The following is a 21,952-nucleotide window of genomic DNA, read 5'->3' as shown; positions in this document are numbered from 1 at the left end:
CACGATCATGCGGATTCCCGCGATAGTCATGGCGCTCGCGCTGGGCCTGGCCGCGTGCGGCGGCGGGGGCGGCGACGGGCTGGAGCTCGGCATGTCCGTCTCGACGCTGAACAACCCGTACTTCGTCCAGCTCCGCGACGGCGCCCAGGAGCAGGCCGACAAGCTCGGCGCGACGCTCACCGTCACCGACGCCCAGAACGACGCCTCCCAGCAGGTGAACCAGGTCCAGAACTTCACCAGCCAGAACATGAAGGCGATCATCCTCAATCCGGTCGACTCCGACGCGGCGGCGCCCGCCGTCACCGCGGCCGAGCGCGTCAACGTGCCGGTGATCGCGGTGGACCGCGGCGTCAACGGCGTCGAGGTGGCGCAGACCGTCGCCTCCGACAACGTGGCCGGCGGCAAGCTGGCCGCCCAGGAGCTCGCCAAGCAGATGGGCGAGCAGGGCCAGGCCGTCGTCCTCCAGGGCACCCCTGGCACCTCCGCCTCCCGCGACCGCGGCCGGGGCTTCGAGGAGGGCATCAAGGCGTTCCCGAACATCCAGGTCGTGGCCCGGCAGCCGGCCGACTTCGACCGGGCCAAGGGCCTGGACGTGATGACGAACCTGCTCCAGTCCCACCCGGACGTCACCGGCGTGTTCGCCGAGAACGACGAGATGGCGCTGGGCGCGATCCGGGCGCTCGGCAGCCGGGCCGGCAAGCAGGTCAAGGTCGTCGGCTTCGACGGCACCCCGCACGGCCTGACCGCGGTCAAGGACGGCACGCTCGCCGCCACCATCGCCCAGCAGCCGAGGCTGCTCGGCCAGCAGGCGGTGGAGGCGGCGGTCAAGCTCGCCAGGGGCGAGCAGGTGCAGAAGACGGTGGCCGTGCCGGTCAAGGTGGCGACCAAGGCGAACGTCGGGGAGTTCGAGACGTCCTGACCCCGGTCAGGTGCGGCGGTAGCGCGACTCGCCGAAGCAGTAGCCGGCGAACAGCATCAGCCCCACGGCCACCAGCACCAGCAGCCACGGCCCGACGGGGGTGTCGGCGAACGCGCGGAGCGTCGCGTCGATGCCGCCCGCCTTGTCCGGGTCGTGGGTGAGGGCCGCCTGGACGACGAAGATCCCGGCCAGCCCGGCGATGGCGCCGCGCGCCAGGTAGCCGGCCACGCCGAGCTTCTCCATCACCGAACGGGTGCGCGGCGACATCCGGCCCAGTTCGAGCTCCTCCCGGAACTTCTTGGTCACGCCCTGCCGGATCCAGTAGACGCCCAGCGCCACGATGCCCAGGCCGATCACGCCGACGAGCAACTGCCCGGCGGGCAGGTCGAGCAGCTTGCCGGTGACGTCCTGCGACTTCTGGTCCTCCGAGGCGGCGCGGCCCACCGTCAGCACGCTCCACAACGTGAAGACGATCAGCGCGTACACGACCGTCCTGCAGGCCGCCTCGGCCCGGTCCAGCGGGCGCAGGTGGCCGAATGCCAGCTCGGACGCCTGCCACAGGGCCAGCGCGGTGAAGCCCGCCACCATCACCCACAGCAGCACGGAGCCGAACGGCAGCTCCGCCACCGTGGTGATCGCGCCGCCCTTGTCGGCCTGCTCTCCCCCGCTGCCGAACGCGATCTGGATCGCGAGCACGCCGATCAGCGCGTAGAGCACGCCCCGGCAGGCCAGCCCCACACGGGCGAGCCTGTCGAGCGCGGGGGTGTCCGCGGCCCTTCTGGCCGCGGCCCTGGCGTTCTGCGCGGTAGTCAAGAGGTCCTCCTCGGGGGTCGGGGGACCTCCACCTGCCCGCGAACGCGTCATCTAGGCGTGAGCACCCACTGCCAGCCCTCCTCCTCGGCCCGCGCGTCGTGGTCGCCGGTGAGCCGCACCACGTCCCGGCCGTCCACGCTGACCAGGACGAGAGCGGCGCGGAACTCGTTCTCGCAGGCGCCGGCGCAGGCGAGGGCGAGCGCGTGCCCGTCGTCGGCCCAGGCGAGGAGCTGGAGGACCCGCTGCCGGCCGACGACCGCGCCCGTCCGCCTGTCGGTGATCGAGGTCGGCAGGCCGGGGTCGCCCAGCACCAGCCTGCCGTCCGGTGACACCTTTGACAGCCCGCCCTGGCTGACCAGGTCGGGCGGCGCGGCCTGCGGCGTGCCGTCCGGGCTGTGGTAGAGCCTGCCGGGGCTGGTGCTGATCGGCGTCCAGATCAGCGAGCCGTCGAGGCTCCAGCCCAGGTCCTGGCGCGTGTTGCCGTTGCCGGGCTGCGCGCCTCGCTCCAGTGGCGGCATGGCGTGGAACTCGACCGTGCCCGCGGGCACGTCGGCGATGACGTAGCCGGTGCGGGTGCTGGGAGGAAGCAGCCGGCTGTTCGGCCCGTTCCGCCGCCAGGCGTCCGGGTAGTCGGCGTAGCTCGTGGCCAGCAGCCGCGTGCCGTCGGGCGACCAGGAGAGGGACGCGACGTCCCGGCCCAGGTCGATCCAGGTGATGAACTGCCGCGTCTCCATGTCGAGGATGCCGGCCCGCCGGCCCATCACGTCCCCTTCGAGCACCGCCGCCACCCGCAGGCCCGGCGCCACGTCGAGCCAGGCGTACGACGTCCGCTCGTAGCCGCCGGTACGCGGGTCGTACAGCCACCAGGTGCGCCGCAGCCGCTCCCGGTCGCCGCCGAGCTTCTCCACCCGGTGCGTGCAGTACGCCGAGACCGCCACCCGGCCGGCGGCCACCAGCTTCGTCGGCCGCATGTTGCCCGGGTCGCCGCGCACGTCCGTGGGCGCGGGCGAGGGCCGGGGCGGCAGCGTGACCCCGTCGGCGGGCCGGACGGTCGCCGGCCGGCCCGTCAGCACGACCGCGAACACCGCGACCGCCACCGCGAAGGCCAGCGCCGCAGCCGCGACGGCGGGCTTCCTGGAGCGCTTGCGCAGCGCCCGGTCGGCCAGGTCGTGCGGCACCCGGGCCTGCCCGGCCCACTCCCGCATCGTCTCCCGCAGCAGCCTGCTCATACGGCGGCCTCCAGTTCCTGTGCGAGCTCCGGGGCGAGCTGCCGCAGCCGGGCCAGCGAGCGGTGCGCGGTGCTCCTGACCGTGCCGACCGAGCAGCCGAGCAGCCGCGCCACCTCGTGGTCCGGCAGGTCCTCGAAGTAGCGCAGCACCAGGACCGCGCGCTGCCGGGCGGTGAGCCTCGCCAGCGCGTCCCGCAGCACCAGGCGCAGCTCGCTCTGATGGGTGCGGTCGAGTCCCGGCACGTCGGGCACCGCGTCCCGGACGACCTCGCCGCGCCGCACCGCCGTACGCCACCAGCTGATGTTCTGCCGGTACATGGTCTGCCGGGCGTAGGCCTCCGGCGCCGCCACCCGCCGCCACCGGCCCGCCAGCTTCGCCAGCGCCGCCTGCACCAGGTCCTCCGCCGCGTGCTGGTCCCCGCCGGTGAGCAGGAAGCCGAGCCGCATCAGCGCGGGCGAGCGCGCGGCGACGAACTCGCGGAAGACCCTTTCGTCCTCGGCGTCCACGTCACCTCCCAGAGATCGTCCTTCGTCCCTGAGACGCTCCCGAACGCGCCCCACTATGCCTCTTGTGGGATTTTCGTGGGCCTAGCGTGGCATTACCCCGGGTAGTCACGCACGTACGGCCCGTGTACTAGGGGGAACCAGGTGACGATCCACAAGCCGTCCAGCGGCGAGCCGCTGACCTCGCCGCTCGCGCCGGTCAAGAGCCACCGCACCGGAGCGGTGCTGGTCAGGTGGATGACGACGACGGACCACAAGGTCATCGGGTACCTGTATCTGATCACCTCGTTCGGGTTCTTCCTGGCGGCCGGGGTCATGGCGCTGCTCATCCGGGCCGAGCTCATGCAACCGGGCCTGCAACTGGTGAACACGGTGCAGTACAACCAGCTGTTCACCATGCACGGCGCGATCATGCTGCTGCTGTTCGCCACGCCGCTGTTCGCCGGGTTCGCCAACGTGATCATGCCGTTGCAGATCGGCTCGCCCGACGTGGCCTTCCCCCGGCTCAACATGGTCAGCTACTGGCTGTTCCTGTTCGGCGGGCTGATCGCCGTGGCCGGGTTCTTCACGCCGGGCGGGGCGGCCGACTTCGGCTGGTTCGCCTACACGCCGCTGTCGACGTCGGAGTACACGCCGACCGTCGGCGGCGACTACTGGATCATGGGCCTGGTGCTCAGCGGCCTCGGCACCATCCTCGGGTCGGTGAACTTCTTCACCACCATCGTGTGCATGCGGGCGCCGGGCATGACGATGTTCCGGATGCCGATCTTCACCTGGAACGTGCTGCTGACCAGCATGCTCGTGCTCATGGCGTTCCCGGTGCTGGCCGCCGCGCTGCTGGCGCTGGAGGCCGACCGGCGGCTCGGCACGCACATCTACAACCCGGAGAACGGCGGGCCGATCCTGTGGCAGCACCTGTTCTGGTTCTTCGGCCACCCCGAGGTGTATATCATCGCGCTGCCGTTCTTCGGGATCGTGACCGAGGTGCTGCCCGTGTTCAGCCGCAAGCCGATCTTCGGCTACATCGGGCTGGTGGCCGCGACCATCGCGATCGCCGGGCTGTCGATGACCGTGTGGGCGCACCACATGTTCCCCACCGGGCAGGTGCTGCTGCCGTTCTTCTCGTTCATGACGTTCCTCATCGCCGTGCCCACGGGTGTGAAGTTCTTCAACTGGATCGGCACCATGTGGCGGGGGCATCTGACGTTCGAGACGCCGATGCTGTTCGCGATCGGGTTCCTGGTGACGTTCCTGCTCGGCGGGCTGACCGGCGTCATCCTGGCCTCGCCGCCGCTCGACTTCCACATCAGCGACACGTACTTCGTCGTCGCGCACTTCCACTACGTGGTCTTCGGCACCGTCGTGTTCGCCATGTTCGCCGGGTTCTACTTCTGGTGGCCCAAGATGACCGGGCGCATGCTCAACGACCCGCTCGGCAAGGTCCACTTCTGGATGCTGTTCATCGGCTTCCACACCACGTTCCTCGTGCAGCACTGGCTCGGCATGGCCGGGTTCCCGCGCCGCTACGCCGACTACAGCGCCGTCGACGGGTTCACCGACCTCAACCTCATCTCCTCGCTGGGCGCGTTCCTGCTCGGGCTGTCGACGCTGCCCTTCATCTACAATGTGTGGATCACCGCGCGGCGGGCGCCCCGGGTGACCGTGGACGACCCGTGGGGCTACGGCGGCTCGCTCGAATGGGCGACCTCCTGCCCGCCGCCCCGGCACAACTTCACCTTCATGCCCGCGATCCGCTCCGAACGGCCCGCCTTCGACCTGCACTACCCGCACACCTCGGGGCGCGACGACTGACCCCTACTTTGGTCACCCCGGCCGATACGGATGACCGATCGTCCGCCGGGGCCCGCGTGCCTAGCGTTGCCGGCATGCGGAAAACCATCCAGGTCGCGGGGCTCGTCCTCGCGCTCCAGGGCGCCAGCGGGGCCATCGACCACCTCGCCGTGCAGCCGTTCTTCGGCGTCTTCCTGAACTTCTTCAACCGGGTGATCATCCCCCGGGTCGACTTCCTGACCGGGTACGAGCTCTTCGCCAACCTCGCCCTGGCCGCGATCGGGGTCGTGCTCGTCATCGCGGCCGAGCGGGCCCCCGCCTGACCCTCACCGGTCAGCGGCACACCGCGCCGGGCGGCGGCAGGGTCAGGTCCGTCAGGTAGCGGTCCGCGTACGCGATCACGCACGCGTTGCCGGTCAGGTAGAGGCCGTGGCCGGGACCGTCGTACCGGACCGTCGAGGAGCCCGGCACCCGCCGCGTCAGGTCGGCCGTGTCGGCGTGGTCCGTCCAGGTGCCCGCGCCCAGGAACGGCGGCAGCCCCTTCGCCGGCAGCGGCGCCGGCGGGTTCGCGACCGGGGCCGGCCAGCCCGCGCAGCCCAGGCGGTGCCACACGCCCATGTCCGGCAGGTTCGGCGAGAGCCGCCGGCCGATCGCCAGCGCCGCACGATAGTCGGCGTAGCCCGCGTGCCGCAGGCCGTCGGCGCAGTGGGTGGCGTTCATGCCCGTGTAGGAAGGCGGCTTCAGGCTGCCCGACGCCTTCACGTACTCGGCGAACCCGCCCGCGTCCCCCGCCTCCGCCCTGGCCGCCGCGTCGGCGAGCTGGGCCCACCGGGCGTTGCCCGGACCCGGGTGGACGAGCTGCGGCATCGCCGCGATCTGCATGTCGAACCCGCTGTAGTCGACGCCCTGGTGGCCGGTCGGCACGGGGTCGCGGTCCGCGCGGGCGATCAGCTTCCGCCAGCGCGCCGCCGGGTCCGGCCCGTGCAGCGCGCAGGAGGCGTCCGCGGCGCACCAGGCGGCGAAGCGGGTGAACTGCCTCTCGTACGTGACCGCCCTGTCGCGGGCCTCCGCACGGGTGTCGCGCAACTGGTTGACCGCGCCGTCCAGGAACATGGCCCGCACCCGCTCCGGGAACAGCCGCGCGTACGCGACCGCTGGCACGCCGCCGTAGGAGGTGGCGATGAAGCTCAGCCGCCGCTCGCCCAGCGCCGCGCGCACGGCGTCGACGTCCCGGGCGAAGGAGGCCGAATCCAGGTGGTCGAACAGCTCCGGATCATGACGGCGGCAACGCTCCGCGGCAGCCCGGTTGGCCGTGGCCAGCCGCGTGTACGCCGCCTTGCCGTCGGGGCGCGTCAGCCACGGGCCCGTGGTGAAACACTCCACCGGCAGGCCGCCCGCGCTCGCGTGCGTCCGCGGCGTGAGGCTCACCACGTCGAAACGCCTGCGCAGGTTGTCGAAGCTGTTCACACGGTAGGTGAGGTCGTCGACCCCCGAACCGCCCGGGCCGCCGGGAATCGCGAACACCGTCCCCCTCCTGGTGCCGGTCGCGGGCAGCTTGGCGATCCGCAAAGTGATCTTCCGGCCCTCCGGGCGGGCCCAGTCGACCGGCACGCGTACCGACGCGCACACCATCCCGGCGGGAACCTCCTCCCCCGGGCACGGCGCCCAACCAGGAGCAGCCGGGACGGCCACCAGCGAACCGAGCAGCAGAATCGAGGCGAGAAACATGCCTCACACCCTCGCCAAACCGCCGCGCCCACCTCCACCGCCCAGACACCACACCCTGAGGTGGTGCCAGGACTACCGGCAGCACCCGCGAGGCGGCGCCCCCGGACTACCGGCCCCGCCCTGGGGCTACCGGGCGACCGGCGCCCGTTCCGCCAGCACCACCGGCGCCGACAGCACCGAATGACGCTCACCCTCCCGGCCCGCCAGCACCGACACGAACGCGTGCTTGCCACACTCCGTCGTGCACCCCACCAGCACCGAAAGCTGGAACACCCCCGCCCGCAACGGCTCCGCCCGCACCTCCGCCCGGCCGTGCAACGCCTCCCAGCCGCGCAACACCGCGCCCGCCCTGCCGCTCACGTCGATCAGCCACACGGCCTCCTGATCGGCGGGAACGTCCACCTCCATCACGCTCGGCGCCGCCGCCAGCTCACCCAGCGTCACCCCGGACACGGCCACCTCACGCTCCCGCGACTCCTGCCCCGCCAGATAGCGGACACCGTCGACGGTCAACTCCGGCGCCGGCTCCAGCTCGTCACCCCGAGCACGAGCCACCTCACGGGTCACCACCTGCAGGAACCGTACGCGCACGTCCACGGTGTCGGCCGGGCCGGCCTCGATCAGGCACTGGGTCCGCGTCTGCCACGGATGGTCGTCCATCGTCAGCCCCGTCCGATACATCACTGTGTGTAACCGACATACCGCACAACGTTCTCCGGCAAACCCGGTCACGACACCGCGACGATCTTCGCCTCCACCAGCTCCCCGCCGTCCACCTCCAGCACCCCCACCGTCCCGTACGGCTGCCGCCGCCGATCCGTCGGCGACCCGGGATTGAAGATCCGGAACCCGCCGGCCGACTCGTCCAACGGAATGTGCGAATGCCCGAACACCACCAGATCCGCCGCCGGGAACCGCCGCCGCATCCGCCCCAGCCTGCCCTTCGCCGGGCCGCTGTCGTGGATCATCCCCACCCGCAACCCGGCCAGCTCCAGCTCCAGCGTCTCCGGCGCCACCACGTCCGGGCCGTCGTTGTTTCCCTTGACCACGTGCACGGGCGCGTACTCGGCCAGCTCGTCCAGCACCGGCCGCACGCACACGTCCCCGGCGTGCAGGATCACCTCCGCGCCGCGCAACTGCTGGGCCACGCGCGGCGGACACGACCGCCAACGCCGCGGACCGTGCGTGTCGGCCAGCACCACCACCCTCATCCCCTGCCCTTACCCCCAACGGCAAGGTCCTCGCCCGCGGCGCTCCGCGCTCCCCCGCTCGGGCTCCCTCCAGTGGGGGCCCAGCCCCCCACACCCCCGGCAAGGGGCCTCCCGGCCCGCTGCACCCCCGGCGTGGGCCAGGGCGCTCGGTCCACGCCGGACCGAGACGGGCCCTCACCTAAAGGCGGACCGGCCCCCCGGCCCCACCCGTCCACGCGGAATCCCGGAGGCCAGCAGGCGGGGCCGGGCGTTCGGTCCAGAGGGGACCGGACACCCGGCCGCACCCGTTCGCCAGGTTCCCGGAGTCAGCCGCCGGGCCGGGCACTCGGCTCGGGGACCAGGTCGCGGAACCCGCTCGCCTGGGTACGCGGGCTGCCCCTGGCGGTCACGGCCCTGGTCGGGCGGTGCGGTTTCGGTGGGTCAGCTACTCGCGGGGGAAGGCCGGCCGGGGCGGTCGGCATCGTCCCAGAGCGGGTCGTCGACGACCACGCAGGGCTTGACCGGGCCTTCGACCACGTAGGCAGCGAGCTGCCACTGGACCGCCGGCTTCGCCGCCTCGGCGGCCGCGCCGGTCCTCTCGGTGAACGCCATCACCAGGGTCTGCCCGGCGCCGACGTGCCGGGGGTCGATGGTGAGCCCCTTACCGGGCCGCAGGCGTACGGCCTTGTCCGATGCGGAGCCCTCCCACTCCTCCGGGGACGCGCCTCCGACGATCTTGCCTCGGTTCCCCTCGCAGGACTTGCCGGGCTTGAGGTACGTGATGTCGGCGGGGACCTTCATCCTTTCCAGGTCCCGTTCCAGCTTGTCGGCGTCCCTGAACTCGTTGAGCTGGACGTTGATCGTGCCGTCGGCGTTCTCGGCCACGGCGTACGCGGGCTGCTCCGACCCGGTCAGCAGCGGCACCGCGATCGCCGTGACCGCGGCCAGGCCGGCCACCGCCGCCCCCGTGAACAGGCGGCGACGGGTGCGGTGACGCCGTTCGGCACGGGCGGTCATCTCGGCTTTGAGCTCCATCAGTATCTGCTCCTCGAATCTCATCCTGGTGCTCCCTCCATGACCAAGGGCAGTGCCTGCAGCTTGCGGCGGGCGCGGTGCAACCGCACCTTGGCGGTCCCCGGCCTGATGCCGAGGGCGATCGCCGCTTCGGTGACCGTGAGCTGGTCGACGACCACCAGTTCCAGCACGGCGCGTTCGCGTTCGGACAGGTCGGCCATGGCCTTGAAGACCTCCCTGGCCGATCTCTCGGCGTCGATGCGTTCTTCGAGCCTGGCGAGGTCGTCGGTGTCCAGGACCCGGCGTCCGCCCACGCGGTTCGTCAGCCGCGACTCCTTGAACGCCCGGCGCCGCTCGCTCGACAGCGTGTTGCGCGCCACGCCGTACAGCCATGCCAGTTCGGGCCCGAGCCCGGGCTGGTAGGTGCGGGCGGAGTCGAGCACCGCCAGGAACACCTCGGCCACGAGATCGGCGACCGTGTGCGGATCGTCGACCCGCCGAGCGAGGAAAAGGGTGATCGCGTCGACGTGCCGCCGGTAGAAGGCTTCGAACGCCACCTGATCTGTAGCGATCTCCGCCCGTTTGCGATGCACCGGCATGCTCCCTTCGTCATCTGACATCCCCTTTTGGGCAGAACCGCGCGAAGGGTTACACCGCGAAGGGCGACGAAGGCGGCGCTTCTCTCGTCACCTCCCGAGCGGCCGGGTGGGGGTCCGGGGCCTCATGGGATGACCCTGCTGTCGAACCCGGCGCGCAGCAGCGACTCGTAGGCGTCGCGTACGGCAGGCGGGACCTCCTGCTCGACGCTGTAGCCGCGGGCCGGGTACTCGATGACCCGCTGGAGGTCGCCCACCAGCATGTCGATGACCAGTTCGCCGTCGCCGATCGCCCGGACGTACGCGTCGAGGCGCTGGGCGCCCGAGGCGCACACCACCTCGACCTCGGGCCACACTTTGCGGGTCGTGGCGTAGGCCCGGCGTTCCATGTACGGCTTGGAGATGAGCATCACCGAGCGGGGGCGGATGCCGGCCTCGTGCAGGACCTGGCGGGACAGGACGATGTTCTCGCTGGTGTTGGTGGCTCGCGGTTCGAGGAGGATGGCCTCGTCGGGCACGCCGAGCCCGATCGCGTGCTCCCGGTAGTGGACGGCCTCGCCGCGGGGGAAGCGGGCGGCGGTGGTCGGCGTGGTGGCGCCCGAGAAGACCAGGCGCGGGAACCAGCCTGCGTGGTGGAGCGCCGCCGCGGTGGACGCGACGCCCAGGTCGTGGCTGCCCAGGCCGATCGCGGCGTCGCAGTGGCGCAGCGGGTGGTGCATCTGGAGGTAGTCCCAGAGCGAGCCGGCCTGCCTCCACTGCTCGTCGGTGATGCCCGCCAAGGCTGCTCCCGGTCCTCGTGGTCAGGTTCCTTCCCAGGGCTCGTGGCCGTGTCCATGATGGCATTGGCGATCTGCGGACACCCGTGAGCGGCCGCTTCCACGGCAACCGGGTCCCATCTTGAGCGGCCGTTCAGGATGCGTAGGCTCCGCCTCAGAACGTTCAGCGCGATTCGGAGCGGCGGAAGCACGTGGGCATCTCGGTCGAGGACAAGGAGGCCGGCGGGGCGCCGCCGCGCCGCCGTCGGCGCAGGCGCTGGCTGTCGTGGACGGTCGTGGCGTGCCTGGCCGGGTGGGCGGTGGTGCGCGTGGGCGGGCTGGAGGCGGGCTCGTTCCTGACGCAGCTCGTGACCGTGACCCCGCTCGGCGCGGTGCTGTCGCTGCTGGTGGCGCTGCTGGTGGTGCGGCGCAACCGGCCGGCGGCGCTGGTGGCTCTGGTGGCGTGCGTGCTGATGGCGGCCGTGGTGGCGCCGAGGGCGTTCGCCGTGGGCGAGCGTCCGGTGGGCGGCGTGCCGTTCAGGGTGCTGACGATCAACCTGTTCGGGCGGGCGGACCCGCAGGCGGTGGTGGAGCTGGTGCGGCGGCTGCGGCCGGACGTGTTCAGCGCGCTGGAGCTCACGCCGCGCGCGGTGGCGGCGCTGGACGCGGCGGGCCTGGCGGAGCTGATGCCGCACCGGGTGCTGGAGGCCGACCACGGCGCCACGGGCAGCGGGCTGTACGCGCGGCATCCGCTGACGGCGTTGCCCGATCTGTTCACGCCGATCGGGCACAACATGCCGGCCGCCGCGCTGACGCTGCCCTCGGGCGGCAGGGTGGAGGTGGTGGCCGTCCATCCGAACCCGCCGCTGGGCCGGAAGACGGCGGGCTGGTACGCGTCGCTGGCCGCCCTGCCCGGGCCGTCGCCGAACGCGGTGCGGGTGCTGGCGGGCGACTTCAACGCGAGCCTGGACCATCGCGCCTTCCGCGAGCTGCTCGACCGGGGCTACGTGGACGCCGCCCGGCAGGTGGGCATGGGGCTGACGCCGACGTGGCCGAACCGGGCCGTGCCGCCGTTCATCACGATCGATCACGTGCTGGTCGACGAGCGGGCCGGGGTGCGCGAGGTCGAGGTGGTGGACGTGCCGCGTACGGACCACCGGGGGGTTTACGCGGAGCTTAGGCTGCCCGGCTAGACTCGCCCGCATGAAGTGGCGACATTGATTCGTTGACGGAAGCCCGTCCCGGCTGGCGGGCACGCTTTATCTTTACTCGTTCCTGGATGAGTTCGTCCTGCTCTATCCGGTCTATGCGCTGCTGTTCAGCGAGACCGGGTTGTCCGTGGCCGAGACCACCTCGCTGTTCGTGATCTGGTCGGTCACCGGGCTGCTGCTGGAGGTGCCCTCCGGCGCGCTGGCCGACGTGCTCTCCAGACGGTTGCTGCTGTGCGTGGGGCCGCTGCTGGCCGCCGCGGGCTTCGCGCTGTGGGTGATCTTCCCGTCCTACTGGGTGTTCGCCGCCGGGTTCGTACTGTGGGGCGTGCGTGGCGCGCTCACGTCCGGCTCGCTGGAAGCCCTGGTGTACGAGGAGCTGGAGCACGCCGGCGAGGCCGAGCGCTATGCCGGGCTGATGGGCCGGGCTTCCTCCGTGGGCCTGGCGGCGACGGCTTCGGCGATCGGGCTGGCGATCCCGGTGTTCGCCGTGGGCGGTTATCCGGTGGTGGGCGCGGCCAGCGTCGTGGCCTGCCTGCTGTGCTCGCTCGCCGCCCTGGCGTTCCCGGAGCATCGCACGGCCGCGGCCGCCGATGACGACGACGAGCCCGGCTACTGGGCGGTGCTGAAGAGCGGGCTGTCGGAGGCGCGCGGCAACCGTCACGTGTCGAGGTGGCTGGTCCTGTCGGCCGTGGCGGGGGCGATCTGGGGCGCGCTGGAGGAGTACGTCCCGTATCTCGGCAAGGAGCTCGGGACACCGGTCGCCTGGGTGCCGGCGCTCGTCCTGCTGGTGTGGGCCGCGGCCACGGCCGGCGGGCTGCTGGCGGGCCGGGCCGAGCGGGTGGCGGAGCGGCCGTTCGCGGTGATGCTGCTGGCTGCGGCGCTGGCGCTGGCGGGCGGCGCGCTGAGCGGGGAGCTCGCCGGGTTCGCGCTGATCGCGCTGGCCTTCGGGGCGTTCCAGCTCGCCGACGTGGTGGCCGACGCGCGGCTCCAGGAGAGCATCGACGGGCCGAGCCGCGCCACCGTGACGTCCGTCGCGGGGCTCGGCAAGGAGGCGGTCACGCTGCTCGTCTACGCGTCGTACGGCGCCGCGTCGACGATGGCGGGCCACGGCCTGACGTTCGCCCTGTTCGCGGTGCCGTACGTGGTCGTCGCGCTGGTGTGGGGACGCAAGAGCCCGCGCCCCTGATGGAGGGCAGGGGCGCGGGCGGTCAGGCGGGCGGCGTCAGCAGCCGCGGACGGCGAAGGCGAGGAACTGCGTCACCTCGCGCTCGTCGAAGTTGTCGTCGGAGCCGGCGACGAGCGTGCACTCGCCGGTGCGCAGCCGGGGACCCCAGGCCAGGCCCTCCAGGTTCTGCACCGGCCCGCGCAGGTCGCTGAAGTCGTAGACCAGCCGCTTGCGGACCGGGCGGTACGACCGGCCGTCCGCGAGGCTCCGCCGGGGCAGCACGTCGGTCGCGCCGCGCAGGTCGATCTCGTACAGCTTGACCCGGTAGTCCACGCCCTCGATCCAGGAGCGTTCCAACGCCAGGTAGCGGTGGTCGTCGATGGCGAGGAGCTCGGAGACGCCGCTGTCGGTCGCGCCGGTCGGCGGCACGGGCGCGGCCGGGAGCGGGTCGATCGGGTAGGCGTACTGGCCGAGCAGGCGGCCGTCGCGGTTCCAGACGGTGATCCTGGCCGGGGCGCCGCGCTCGACGGTGGGCGGCTGCCCGTCCTCGTAACGCGGTCCTTCGGCCACGGCGGCGATCGTGCGCGGGCCGAGCGCCAGGCCCTCGAAGCCGAAGTTGCGCCGGGGGCCGCTGTCGGTGGTGGTCAGCCGGAGGTTGCGCGGGATCGGCAGGGAGCCGAGGTGGCGGCCCTGGCGGTCCATCCGGCGCACGAAGAGCTGGGAGACCGGGATGTCCGGGTTGCGCGTGTCGGGCCGGTCGCCTTCGTGTCCCCAGACCAGGTGGCGGGTGCGCCGGTCGAAGCGGATCGTCTCGGGGTCGGCCGAGCGCGGCTTGCCGTAGCCGGGGTAGGGCTGGCCGTCGGGGCCGATGAGCGTCTTGACGCCGGAAAGGTGGGCTCCGGTGAACCTGCCGGTGCGCCGGTCGAAGTCCAGCCTGCCGGTGTAGAAGCGGGCCGGGTTGTAGCGCCACCGGTCGTCGGAGATGAAGTACCAGGTGCCGGTGCGCGGGTCACGGTCCAGCCCGGAGAAGCCGCCGACGACCGTGCCCGCGAACTCCATCTTGTGCGGCAGCCGCTGCTCGCCGAGGAAGCGGGTGACGCGCACCCGCTCGGCCGCCATCACCGGCTGCGCGAATCCGATGGCCAGCGCGAAGGCGACCGTGACTTGCGCTATCCGCCGTGGATACAGCATGTGTTCCCCTGTCCGTGTAGGGCCTGCGAACCGGGGGACATGAGATCGCGGGTGAGGGCGGATTTCCAGGTAGCGGGGCAGGCGAAAGTTCGCGCACCGGCGAAGGCCGCGTTTCCCCTGAAAACGCGGGGCGAAGTGTCAGCGTCACGCGGGATACGTCAGAGAACCGCCGCAGACCCGCGGCTTTCCCGCTTCGCCCGGAGCGGGTCGCGCGACCGTTTCCGCTCGTCCGTACGGGGTGATCCAGATTTCGCCGGGGTCTCGGGGGTACGTGCGCGACATGAGGTATCACGTGCTCGCCTGCGACTACGACGACACGCTGGCCAGGCACGGACGGGTCCATGAGCACACCGTCCGGGTCCTGGAGCGCGTCTCCCGCTCGGGCAGGAAACTGCTGCTGGTGACCGGGCGGGAGCTCGACGACCTGCTGTCCGTGTTCCCGCACGCCGACCTGTTCGACCTGGTGGTGGCCGAGAACGGCGGGCTGCTCTACGACCCCGGCAGGCGCAGCGCCGAGGCGCTGGCCGAGGCGCCGCCGGCGGAGCTGGCCGACCGGCTGCGCGCGGCGGGCGTCACGCCGCTGGGCGTCGGCTCGGTGGTGGTGGCCACGCGCGAGCCGTACGACGCGCAGGTGCACGAGGTCATCCGGGACCTGGGCCTGGAGCTGCAGGTGATCAGGAACAAGGGCGCGGTCATGGTGCTGCCGCCCGGCGTGAACAAGGCCACCGGCCTGGCCGCCGCGCTCGACCGGCTGCGCCTGTCGCGGCACAACGTGGTGGCCGTCGGCGACGCTGAGAACGACCACGCGTTCCTGACCGCGGCCGAGTGCGGCGCGGCGGTGGCCAACGCGGTGCCGGCGCTGCTGCGCCAGTGCGACCTGCCGCTGGGCCGGCAGGCGGGCCACGGCGTCGTCGAGCTCGCCGAGCTGCTGCTCACGGGCGAGCTGGACCAGATCGAGATCCCGCGTCACGACGTGCTGCTGGGCCATAGTGACGGCGGCGAGGCGCGGCTCAAGCCGTACGGGACGGGGCTGGCCGTGGCGGGGCCGTCGGGCAGCGGCAAGTCCACGGTCACCACGGCGCTGCTGGAGCGGCTGGTGGAGAGCGAGCACCAGTGCGTGGTGGTCGACCCGGAGGGTGACTACGCCGAGTTCCCGGGCGTGGCCGTGCTGGGCGAGCCGGACCGGCCGCCCGCGGTGGAGGAGGTGCTGCGGCTGCTGGAGTCGCCCCAGCACAGCGCCGTGGTGAACATGATCGGGATGCCGCTGCGCGACCGGCCCGCGTTCTTCGCCGAGCTGGTGCCGCGCCTGGTCGCCATGCGGGCAAAGCTGGGGCACCCGCACTGGGTGGTCGTGGACGAGGCGCACCACCTGATGCCGGCCGAGCTGCAGGAGGTGCCGCTCAAGGACCCCGGCGACCTGGGCTCGATCATGCTGATCACCGTGCATCCCGAGGCGCTCAGCCCGGCCGCGCTCGACCTGCTGAACGGCGTGATCGCGGTCGGGCCGGAGCCAGCCGACACGCTGGGCGCGTTCGCCGACGCGCTCGGCCGGCCCCTGCCGGCCGTCGAGGGCGAGGGCGGTGACGGCAGCGTCGTGCTGTGGTACACCGCGCTGGACGCCGCCACGCGGATCCAGCCCTCGCCGGCCCGCGCCGAGCGCACCCGCCACCGCCGCAAGTACGCCGCCGGCACCATGTCCAAGGACAAGAGCTTCTACTTCACCGGCCCCGACGAGCGGCTGCACCTGCGGGCGCGCAACCTGCACACGTTCGTGGAGCTGGCCGAGGGCGTGGACCAGGAGACGTGGACGTACCACCTGAAGCGGGGCGACTACTCGGCCTGGATCCGCGACCGGCTCGGCGACGACGAGCTGGCCGGCGAGGTCGAGGCGGTGGAGCGGGAGGAGCCCGACGACAGCCTGAGCCAGGTGGTCGGCCTCATCGACCGGCGCTATACGCTGCCGGCCGAGCCCACCCGCTACGACCCGGACCACGACGACTGATCACGCTGGGACCGTGAAGGGGAATGGGACGATCGGTGGAGTAGGGGTGTAAGCAACAGAAGGGACACCCCGAATGACCGCGCCCCCCGAGGTGAGCGACCCTCCGGTCGCGGCCGACGACGCGGCCGTGATCAAGGAGTCCGTCCGGGAGCCGGAACGCTTCGCGGTCCTCTACGACCGGTACGTCGAGGAGATCTACCGCTACCTGGCGGCCCGCCTCGGCCCGGAGGCTGCCGACGACCTGACCGCGGAGACGTTCCTGGCGGCCTTCCGCAAGCGGCACACGTACGACCCGGCACGCGGCGGCGTCCGGCCCTGGCTGTACGGCATCGCCACCAACGTGGCCGCCCAGCACCGCAGGGGGCTGTCGCGGATGTTCGCGGCCTTCCGCCGGGCCCCGGCGGCCGAGCGGAGCGAGGCGGGCCCCGAGGAGCGGGTGCCCACACGGCTGGACGCCGCGGGCGCGCGGGGGCCGCTCGCGGCGGCGCTGGCCGCGCTGCCCTCCGGCGACCGCGACGTGCTGCTGCTCGTCGCCGTGGCCGGGCTCAGCTACGAGGAGGTCGCGGCCTCGCTCGGCATCCCCTACGGAACGGTCGGCTCCCGGCTGCACCGCGCCCGCAAGAAGGTGCGGACCGCGCTCGGCGAGGTCAACCCGGTGATCGGAGACATAGATGGATGACCTGTCCGCGGTGCGGGAGCTGCTGGTCCCGCCCGGCCCGTCCCGGGAGACGGTGGCGCGCGGGCGCGACCGGCTCCTGGCGGAGATCGCCCGCGACCGCCCCCCGAGGGGCGCGCACGACGGGCCCGCGCACAAGCGGGTGCGGGCGGCACGGTGGGCGACGTTCGGGCTGGGGCTGGCGTCGGCGGGGGCGGCGGTGGCCGTCGTCCTCTCGTCGGCGCCGCCGGTCGAGGCCCCGCCGCCCGACGCCCGCACGGTCCTACTCGCCGCCGCCACGTCCGCCGCCCGGCAGCCCGCCGAGGGCGCCTGGTGGGGCAACAAGCTGATCAGGGGCGTACGGTTCCGCGACCCCGGCGACCGCTACACCCTGGAGCAGACGGCCGCCGAGGAGACCTGGCTGCCCACGGGCAAGATGACCGACCCGCACTGGCTCGTCCTGCGCTACCTGGGCGTCAAGCCGGCCACGCCGGAGGACGAGGCCGCCTGGCGGGCCGACGGCTCCCCCACCCACTGGTCCTACCCGTACGGCAACGGCGGCGGTCTCGGCGGCGACTCCTACGAGGTGGAGGCGGCGCCCGGCGAGGCCAGGTCGTTCGAGCAGGAGGACGTCGACTGGCGGCTGCTGGCCGCCGGCAGGCCGCTGACCAGGATGGCCGAGCTGCCCGCCACGCCGGAGGGCCTGCGTGCCCTGCTCGGCCCCGGCGACAGGGAGTTGATGACCAATCTGGGCTCGTTCGTCCTGGAGATGCCGGTGCCCGCCGAGACCAGGGCCGCCGCGTACCGGCTCATGGCCTCGCTGCCCGGCGTCACCGCGCAGGGCCGGGTGACCGACGCGCTCGGCAGGACCGGGGAGGCGATCGCCTACCGCGACCCGGCCGACGGCTCCGCCAGACGGCTCATCGTCGACGACGCGACCGGGGCGCCGCTCGCGCTGGAGACGCTGGCGCCCTCGGGCGAGCTGAAGCAGTTCACGGCCGTCGCGGAGAGCGTCTGGGCCGACCGGCGGCCCGACCTGCCCAACCCCGAACCCGCATCCTGACCCCCGAACCGGAAGGTGACTGCACACGATGCGTAAGACGATCATGATGGTCGCGGTCCTGGCCCTGGCGGCGACCGCCACCCCGGCGCAGGCCGCCGAGGCCGACCCCGGGGCCGGCGGCAAGTACTGGCAGACCCGGACGACGTTCACCATGACCCACCCGCGCAAGGTCGGCGCCGCGCCGAACACGTACTGGGTGGTGCAGCGGCGGATCAGCGAGTCGACGTCGGCCTCGACCGGCGACCGGTGGCTGGGCTTCCGCGAGCTGGGCGTCAAGCCGAAGAGCGCGGCGGACCGGGCCGCCTGGAAGCGTGACGGCTCGCCCGCCTCGTGGCGCTACCGGACCGAGGGCATGCTGGTGAAGCTGTCCACGGAGCCGGGCAAGGCGAGGCTGACCAAGATCAGGCCGAGCGGGTTCATCCTGGCCGGGCGGAAGATGTCCTACGAGGAGCTTCAGGCGCTGCCGTCGGAGCCGGCCGCGCTCAAGGAGCGGCTCGTCGAGATCCGCCTGGCCGCCCCCGAGCCGCCGCGCCGCGAGCACATCAAGCTCGGGCACACGTACGAGGAGCTTCTGCACGAGCTGCCCGTGCCGCAGAAGGTGCGCGCTGCCGCGTTCGCGCTGCTGTCGGCGGAGCCGGGCACCAAGGTGACCGGCGACGGCGCGAACCGCAAGAAGCTCACCGTGACCGACGGCAAGGGCGACTGGCGGATGCGGCGCAGCGTGACCGTCGACACCTCGGCCATGCTGCTGGTCGCCGAGAAGCTGGACACCTGGATGGGCGGCAAGCCGTTCCCGAACAAGACCTGGACGAAGGTCATCGAGTCCGGCTGGACCGACCAGGCGCCCACCGCGCCGAAGGGCTGACTCAGGCCAGCTCCGCGGCCGGGACGCGGCGGAAGGCGATCGACTCGTACGGCCCGAAGTCGCCGGTCTCGTAGAGCAGGCCCACCGTGTCGGGGTCGAGCGCCGTCAGGTCGGAGTAGGCGGCGGGCAGCCCCGACACGGTGTGGGCGACCCGCCAGGTGACGCCGAGGTCGTCGCTGGCCCGCACGGTCATGAGCGCGCGGGCGTCGGGCGCGGCCGGGCCGGAGAACAGCAGCGTCCCCGTCGGCTCCCAGTACAGGACGCTGCCCTCCACCACCGGCCCGCTCAGCCCGGCCTGCGGGCGGAAGGGCAGCTCCAGGCTCTGCCCGCCGTCGGCCGAGTAGGCGTCGGCGCGGGTGCCGGGGGCGGCCGAGTCGGTGCGGGTGTTGAGGTAGAGGCGTCCGCCGGGCAGCTCGGCGGCCGTGGTCTCGTTGACGTTGACGTAGCCGTCGGGGTTGTCGTCGACGTAGCCGATCCGCCACGTCGCGCCGCCGTCGTCGCTGAGCAGGCAGTGGCCGCCGTTGTAGGCGCCCTCGGTGCCGTCGCGGCCGGCGGCCGGCGGCAGCGAGTGGTTGGCGGGCACCACGATCCGGCCCGCGTGGGGGCCGTGCCGGAGCTGGAGCGCGTGGCCGGGAGTGGTGGCGTACCAGCGCCATTCCGGCCGTTTCACGCTCGCGGTGATCTCGCGCGGGGCCGTCCAGGTGACGCCGTCGTCGGCGCTCTCCTGCACGAACACCCGGCGACCGTCGGCGGCGGGCACCTGGCCGCGCCGGATCTTCGCCTCGGTCGCCGCCGGTCCCTGCCGCACCGACACCAGGACGATCCGGCCGTCGGAGGTCACCACCGGGGCCGGGTTGCCCACGGTGCCCCCGCGCGGCTCCTCGGCCACCACGCGGGCCTCGCTCCAGGTGTCACCGCCGTCGGCCGAGCGCTTGACCACCAGGTCGATGTGGCCGGAGTCGCCGGCCGAGCCGCGCCGCCCCTCGGCGAACGCCAGCACGGTCCCCGCCCGGGTGACCACGACGGCGGGGATGCGGAACGTGTGGAAGCCCTCGGTGCCCGCCCGGTAGGGCACGGACGTCGCGTACGCCATCCGGCCACGGTAGGAGGGGCGGGTGAACGGCGGGTGTCCGTCAGCTGAGCTCCGAGAAGCGCTCGATCTGGTCGGTGCGGCCGGACACCAGGATGATGTCGCCGTAGGACAGCTCGGTCTCGGCCGTGGCGTACGTGAACGCCTCGCCCTCCTTCTTGACCGCGACGACCGTGACGCCGTACTTGCGCCGCAGGCCGGACTCGCCCAGCGGGGTGCCCACGTACTCCTTGGGCGGGTGGGTCTTGATCAGCGCGAAGTTCTCGTCGACCTCCATGTAGTCCAGCAGCCGGCCGCTCACCAGGTGCGCCACCCGCTCGCCCATGTCGAACTCGGGCAGCACGACGTGGTGCACGCCGACCCGGCTCAGGATGCGCCGGTGCTGCTGGCTGACGGCCTTGGCCCAGATGTCGTCGATCTCCAGCTCCACCAGCAGCGAGGCGGACAGGATGCTCGCCTCCAGGTCGCCGATCGCCACCACGGCCCGGTAGAAGTCGGGCACGCCGAGCTGCTGGAGCGCGTCCAGGTCGGTGGCGTCGGCGGTGGCGAGGTGGGTGATGTGGCCCGCCAGCGCCTGCACGATCTTCGGCCGGTGGTCGATGGCCAGCACCTCGGTGCCCCGGCGGGTCAGCTCCAGGGCGAGCGAGCTGCCGAACCGGCCCAGCCCGATGACCACCACGGGGTCATTGCTCTTCTCAACCAACGATCATCCGCTCCTCAGGTAGTTCGTAATGCCGGGTCCGCTCCTTCAACGCCAGCGCGGAGCCGATCGTCAGGGGGCCTATCCTGCCGACGAACATCAGCAGGACCATCAGCACCTGGCCCGGGACCGTCACGTCGGCGGTGATGCCCGTCGACAGCCCCGCCGTGCTGAACGTGGCCACGACCTCGAACAGCACCTGGTCGAGGCTGTGCGGGGTGAGGACGAGCAGCACGTAGGTGCAGACGGCGACCAGGCCGGCGCTCATCATCGTGATCGTGACGGCCTGGCGCTGGGCCGACTCGGAGATCTGCCGGTGGCCGATGTTCACCTTGGACTCGCCGCGCAGCTCGGCCCACATGACGAAGGCCAGCAGCCCGAGCGTGGTCACCTTGATGCCGCCGGCGGTGCCCGCGCTGCCGCCCCCGATGAACATCATCAGGTCGGTGAACAGCCAGCTCGACGGGTAGAGCTCGCCGATGTTGACGCTGTTGAACCCGGCGGTGCGCGCCATGGACGACAGGAAGAACGCGGCCAGCAGCTTGCCCGAGTCGTCCAGCGCGCCCAGGGTGCCGGGGTTGCGCCATTCGGTGGCCAGGTAGACCAGGGTGCCGAGGATCAGCAGCACGACGGTGGCCACGACGGTGATCCTGGTCAGCACGCTCCACCTGCTCGGGTGCCGCCAGGACTTCAGCAGCTCGAACACGACGGGGAAGCCGAGCCCGCCCACGGTGACGGCGGCGGCGATCGTCAGGCAGATCCACGGGTCGGTGACGAACCCGATGACGTTGTCGGACCAGAGCGTGAAGCCCGAGTTGTTGAAGGCGGAGATGCCGTGGAAGACGCCCAGGTAGAGCGCCTCACCGATCGGCTCGCCGTAGCCGATCAGGAAGCGCAGCGTGAAGACCACGGCCGCGATCGCCTCGCACACCAGGCTGAAGACGACGACCTTGCGCACCACCTTGCGCATGTCGGCCATGGTCGGCGTCTTGGTCTCGGCCTGGGCGAACAGCCGGGCGCGCAGTCCCAGCCGGCCCGACACCAGCACGGTGAACACCGTGGCCAGCGTCATGATCCCGAGGCCGCCGATCTGCACCAGGCCGATGATGACCACCTCGCCGAACGTCGACCAGTGCGTGGGCGTGTCGACGACGACGAGCCCGGTCAGGCAGACGGCCGAGGTGGCCGTGAACACCGCGGTGAGCCAGCCCGGGGACACCCCTTCGGTCGTGGCGAAAGGGAGCATCAGCAGCAGCGTGCCGATCAGCGCGGCCGTGCTGAATCCCGTCGCGATGACCTGCGCGGGGTGGCTGTAGCCGCCGAGTGAGAAAGAGGCGGCTCGAACACGTCTCATCAGGTGCGAGGCTCCAGCAGGAAGCAATGAGATGGTCGAGGATATACGGCGCCGTCACGGTTCCGTATCGACCCCCGATTCCCAGGGAACTACCAGGAAGGATGAGTAGTCTCCCTCT

At 72.3% G+C, this 21,952-nt stretch carries 22 protein-coding genes; 9 read left to right on the top strand and 13 right to left on the bottom strand.

Features of this window, described 5'->3' with window-relative positions:
* The first annotated feature begins 7 nt into the window (after nucleotides 1-7).
* Nucleotides 8-919 carry a D-ribose ABC transporter substrate-binding protein gene (locus tag ACWDXC_RS28820; protein WP_449986822.1) on the top strand — a complete coding sequence of 304 codons (912 nt, stop codon included), beginning with the start codon at nucleotides 8-10 and terminating at the stop codon, nucleotides 917-919.
* Between the two features lie 6 nt (nucleotides 920-925).
* Here ACWDXC_RS28820 and ACWDXC_RS28815 read toward each other — a convergent pair whose 3' ends face one another.
* The 3 genes from ACWDXC_RS28815 to ACWDXC_RS28805 are packed head-to-tail and all read right to left on the bottom strand — an operon-like array spanning nucleotide 926 to nucleotide 3,467.
* Nucleotides 926-1,732, bottom strand: a complete 807-nt coding sequence (locus ACWDXC_RS28815; RefSeq protein ID WP_449986820.1) for a DUF1206 domain-containing protein — start codon at nucleotides 1,730-1,732, stop codon at nucleotides 926-928.
* Nucleotides 1,733-1,779: 47 nt separating this feature from the next.
* A complete protein-coding gene (locus tag ACWDXC_RS28810) occupies nucleotides 1,780-2,961 on the bottom strand; it encodes a hypothetical protein (protein ID WP_449986818.1) in 1,182 nt (393 codons plus the stop codon).
* On the bottom strand, nucleotides 2,958-3,467 hold the full coding sequence (locus ACWDXC_RS28805) for a SigE family RNA polymerase sigma factor (RefSeq protein ID WP_449986817.1): 510 nt from the start codon (nucleotides 3,465-3,467) through the stop codon (nucleotides 2,958-2,960). The genes ACWDXC_RS28810 and ACWDXC_RS28805 overlap by 4 nt, the downstream gene beginning before the upstream one ends.
* 234 nt (nucleotides 3,468-3,701) lie before the next feature.
* Between ACWDXC_RS28805 and ctaD the strand changes: the two genes are divergently transcribed.
* Together ctaD and ACWDXC_RS28795 are read left to right on the top strand one after the other, a co-directional pair.
* Nucleotides 3,702-5,276 (top strand): aa3-type cytochrome oxidase subunit I, encoded by a 1,575-nt coding sequence (gene ctaD, locus ACWDXC_RS28800; protein WP_449987330.1) that lies wholly within the window; start codon nucleotides 3,702-3,704, stop codon nucleotides 5,274-5,276.
* 74 nt (nucleotides 5,277-5,350) lie between these two features.
* A complete protein-coding gene (locus ACWDXC_RS28795) occupies nucleotides 5,351-5,578 on the top strand; it encodes a hypothetical protein (RefSeq protein WP_449986815.1) in 228 nt (75 codons plus the stop codon).
* Nucleotides 5,579-5,588: 10 nt separating this feature from the next.
* On the opposite strand, the gene ACWDXC_RS28790 is transcribed toward ACWDXC_RS28795, so the two are convergent.
* The 6 genes from ACWDXC_RS28790 to ACWDXC_RS28765 all read right to left on the bottom strand — a co-directional run bounded on the left by ACWDXC_RS28790 (nucleotide 5,589) and on the right by ACWDXC_RS28765 (nucleotide 10,562).
* Nucleotides 5,589-6,983 (bottom strand): alpha/beta fold hydrolase, encoded by a 1,395-nt coding sequence (locus ACWDXC_RS28790; protein ID WP_449986813.1) that lies wholly within the window; start codon nucleotides 6,981-6,983, stop codon nucleotides 5,589-5,591.
* Nucleotides 6,984-7,109: 126 nt separating this feature from the next.
* Entirely contained in the window at nucleotides 7,110-7,643 is a 534-nt protein-coding gene (locus ACWDXC_RS28785) for a hypothetical protein (RefSeq protein ID WP_219501592.1), read from the bottom strand.
* 68 nt (nucleotides 7,644-7,711) lie between these two features.
* On the bottom strand, nucleotides 7,712-8,194 hold the full coding sequence (locus tag ACWDXC_RS28780) for a metallophosphoesterase family protein (RefSeq protein ID WP_449986811.1): 483 nt from the start codon (nucleotides 8,192-8,194) through the stop codon (nucleotides 7,712-7,714).
* Between the two features lie 420 nt (nucleotides 8,195-8,614).
* Nucleotides 8,615-9,232: a hypothetical protein gene (locus ACWDXC_RS28775; RefSeq protein WP_449986809.1), complete on the bottom strand. Its 618-nt coding sequence runs from the start codon at nucleotides 9,230-9,232 to the stop codon at nucleotides 8,615-8,617.
* The gene (locus ACWDXC_RS28770; protein WP_357583179.1) at nucleotides 9,229-9,780 is read right to left on the bottom strand and encodes an RNA polymerase sigma factor; all 552 of its coding nucleotides are present in this window, start codon (nucleotides 9,778-9,780) and stop codon (nucleotides 9,229-9,231) included. The genes ACWDXC_RS28775 and ACWDXC_RS28770 overlap by 4 nt, the downstream gene beginning before the upstream one ends.
* Before the next feature lie 128 nt (nucleotides 9,781-9,908).
* Complete coding sequence (locus ACWDXC_RS28765) at nucleotides 9,909-10,562, bottom strand: YdcF family protein (RefSeq protein ID WP_449986807.1); 654 nt, start codon at nucleotides 10,560-10,562, stop codon at nucleotides 9,909-9,911.
* A gap of 188 nt (nucleotides 10,563-10,750) precedes the next feature.
* On the opposite strand from ACWDXC_RS28765, the gene ACWDXC_RS28760 reads away from it, so the two are divergent.
* Nucleotides 10,751-11,731 carry an endonuclease/exonuclease/phosphatase family protein gene (locus tag ACWDXC_RS28760; protein WP_449986805.1) on the top strand — a complete coding sequence of 327 codons (981 nt, stop codon included), beginning with the start codon at nucleotides 10,751-10,753 and terminating at the stop codon, nucleotides 11,729-11,731.
* A gap of 52 nt (nucleotides 11,732-11,783) precedes the next feature.
* Nucleotides 11,784-12,935, top strand: a complete 1,152-nt coding sequence (locus ACWDXC_RS28755; RefSeq protein WP_449987326.1) for an MFS transporter — start codon at nucleotides 11,784-11,786, stop codon at nucleotides 12,933-12,935.
* A 36-nt stretch (nucleotides 12,936-12,971) separates the two neighbouring features.
* On the opposite strand, the gene ACWDXC_RS28750 is transcribed toward ACWDXC_RS28755, so the two are convergent.
* Nucleotides 12,972-14,105, bottom strand: coding sequence for an esterase-like activity of phytase family protein (locus ACWDXC_RS28750; protein ID WP_449986803.1), 1,134 nt, complete (start codon nucleotides 14,103-14,105; stop codon nucleotides 12,972-12,974).
* 280 nt (nucleotides 14,106-14,385) lie between these two features.
* Here ACWDXC_RS28750 and ACWDXC_RS28745 point away from each other — a divergent pair, with 280 nt between their 5' ends.
* The 4 genes from ACWDXC_RS28745 to ACWDXC_RS28730 all read left to right on the top strand — a co-directional run bounded on the left by ACWDXC_RS28745 (nucleotide 14,386) and on the right by ACWDXC_RS28730 (nucleotide 18,690).
* Nucleotides 14,386-16,107: an HAD-IIB family hydrolase gene (locus tag ACWDXC_RS28745; RefSeq protein WP_449986801.1), complete on the top strand. Its 1,722-nt coding sequence runs from the start codon at nucleotides 14,386-14,388 to the stop codon at nucleotides 16,105-16,107.
* A gap of 73 nt (nucleotides 16,108-16,180) precedes the next feature.
* Nucleotides 16,181-16,786, top strand: a complete 606-nt coding sequence (locus ACWDXC_RS28740) for an RNA polymerase sigma factor (protein ID WP_449986799.1) — start codon at nucleotides 16,181-16,183, stop codon at nucleotides 16,784-16,786.
* A complete protein-coding gene (locus tag ACWDXC_RS28735) occupies nucleotides 16,779-17,825 on the top strand; it encodes a CU044_5270 family protein (RefSeq protein ID WP_449986797.1) in 1,047 nt (348 codons plus the stop codon). Before ACWDXC_RS28740 ends, ACWDXC_RS28735 begins: the two co-directional genes overlap by 8 nt.
* 28 nt (nucleotides 17,826-17,853) lie before the next feature.
* A complete protein-coding gene (locus ACWDXC_RS28730) occupies nucleotides 17,854-18,690 on the top strand; it encodes a hypothetical protein (protein ID WP_449986796.1) in 837 nt (278 codons plus the stop codon).
* 1 nt (nucleotide 18,691) lies between these two features.
* Here the strand turns inward: ACWDXC_RS28730 and ACWDXC_RS28725 are convergent, their stop codons facing one another.
* From ACWDXC_RS28725 to ACWDXC_RS28715, 3 genes are read right to left on the bottom strand one after another with little or no spacing between them, the layout of a single operon-like run.
* Nucleotides 18,692-19,783: a sialidase family protein gene (locus ACWDXC_RS28725; protein ID WP_449986794.1), complete on the bottom strand. Its 1,092-nt coding sequence runs from the start codon at nucleotides 19,781-19,783 to the stop codon at nucleotides 18,692-18,694.
* 40 nt (nucleotides 19,784-19,823) lie between these two features.
* The gene (locus ACWDXC_RS28720) at nucleotides 19,824-20,483 is read right to left on the bottom strand and encodes a potassium channel family protein (protein ID WP_364171322.1); all 660 of its coding nucleotides are present in this window, start codon (nucleotides 20,481-20,483) and stop codon (nucleotides 19,824-19,826) included.
* On the bottom strand, nucleotides 20,476-21,834 hold the full coding sequence (locus ACWDXC_RS28715) for a TrkH family potassium uptake protein (protein ID WP_449986792.1): 1,359 nt from the start codon (nucleotides 21,832-21,834) through the stop codon (nucleotides 20,476-20,478). The genes ACWDXC_RS28720 and ACWDXC_RS28715 overlap by 8 nt, the downstream gene beginning before the upstream one ends.
* Nucleotides 21,835-21,952 lie beyond the last annotated feature (118 nt).

The sequence above is a fragment of the Nonomuraea sp. NPDC003214 genome (genome assembly GCF_053590035.1).
This window is presented reverse-complemented; position numbering and strand designations above follow the sequence as displayed.

What these genes read in the sequence shown, in the direction of transcription:
- ACWDXC_RS28730 (WP_449986796.1), top strand. Translation starts at nt 17,854, where the DNA reads ATGCGTAAGACGATCATGATGGTCGCGGTCCTGGCCCTGGCGGCGACC.
- ctaD (WP_449987330.1), top strand. Translation starts at nt 3,702, where the DNA reads ATGACGACGACGGACCACAAGGTCATCGGGTACCTGTATCTGATCACC.
- ACWDXC_RS28775 (WP_449986809.1), bottom strand. Translation starts at nt 9,232, where the DNA reads ATGAGATTCGAGGAGCAGATACTGATGGAGCTCAAAGCCGAGATGACC.
- ACWDXC_RS28810 (WP_449986818.1), bottom strand. Translation starts at nt 2,961, where the DNA reads ATGAGCAGGCTGCTGCGGGAGACGATGCGGGAGTGGGCCGGGCAGGCC.
- ACWDXC_RS28820 (WP_449986822.1), top strand. Translation starts at nt 8, where the DNA reads ATGCGGATTCCCGCGATAGTCATGGCGCTCGCGCTGGGCCTGGCCGCG.
- ACWDXC_RS28790 (WP_449986813.1), bottom strand. Translation starts at nt 6,983, where the DNA reads ATGTTTCTCGCCTCGATTCTGCTGCTCGGTTCGCTGGTGGCCGTCCCG.
- ACWDXC_RS28780 (WP_449986811.1), bottom strand. Translation starts at nt 8,194, where the DNA reads ATGAGGGTGGTGGTGCTGGCCGACACGCACGGTCCGCGGCGTTGGCGG.
- ACWDXC_RS28795 (WP_449986815.1), top strand. Translation starts at nt 5,351, where the DNA reads ATGCGGAAAACCATCCAGGTCGCGGGGCTCGTCCTCGCGCTCCAGGGC.
- ACWDXC_RS28735 (WP_449986797.1), top strand. Translation starts at nt 16,779, where the DNA reads ATGGATGACCTGTCCGCGGTGCGGGAGCTGCTGGTCCCGCCCGGCCCG.
- ACWDXC_RS28785 (WP_219501592.1), bottom strand. Translation starts at nt 7,643, where the DNA reads ATGGACGACCATCCGTGGCAGACGCGGACCCAGTGCCTGATCGAGGCC.
- ACWDXC_RS28750 (WP_449986803.1), bottom strand. Translation starts at nt 14,105, where the DNA reads ATGCTGTATCCACGGCGGATAGCGCAAGTCACGGTCGCCTTCGCGCTG.
- ACWDXC_RS28745 (WP_449986801.1), top strand. Translation starts at nt 14,386, where the DNA reads ATGAGGTATCACGTGCTCGCCTGCGACTACGACGACACGCTGGCCAGG.
- ACWDXC_RS28740 (WP_449986799.1), top strand. Translation starts at nt 16,181, where the DNA reads ATGACCGCGCCCCCCGAGGTGAGCGACCCTCCGGTCGCGGCCGACGAC.
- ACWDXC_RS28715 (WP_449986792.1), bottom strand. Translation starts at nt 21,834, where the DNA reads ATGAGACGTGTTCGAGCCGCCTCTTTCTCACTCGGCGGCTACAGCCAC.
- ACWDXC_RS28725 (WP_449986794.1), bottom strand. Translation starts at nt 19,783, where the DNA reads ATGGCGTACGCGACGTCCGTGCCCTACCGGGCGGGCACCGAGGGCTTC.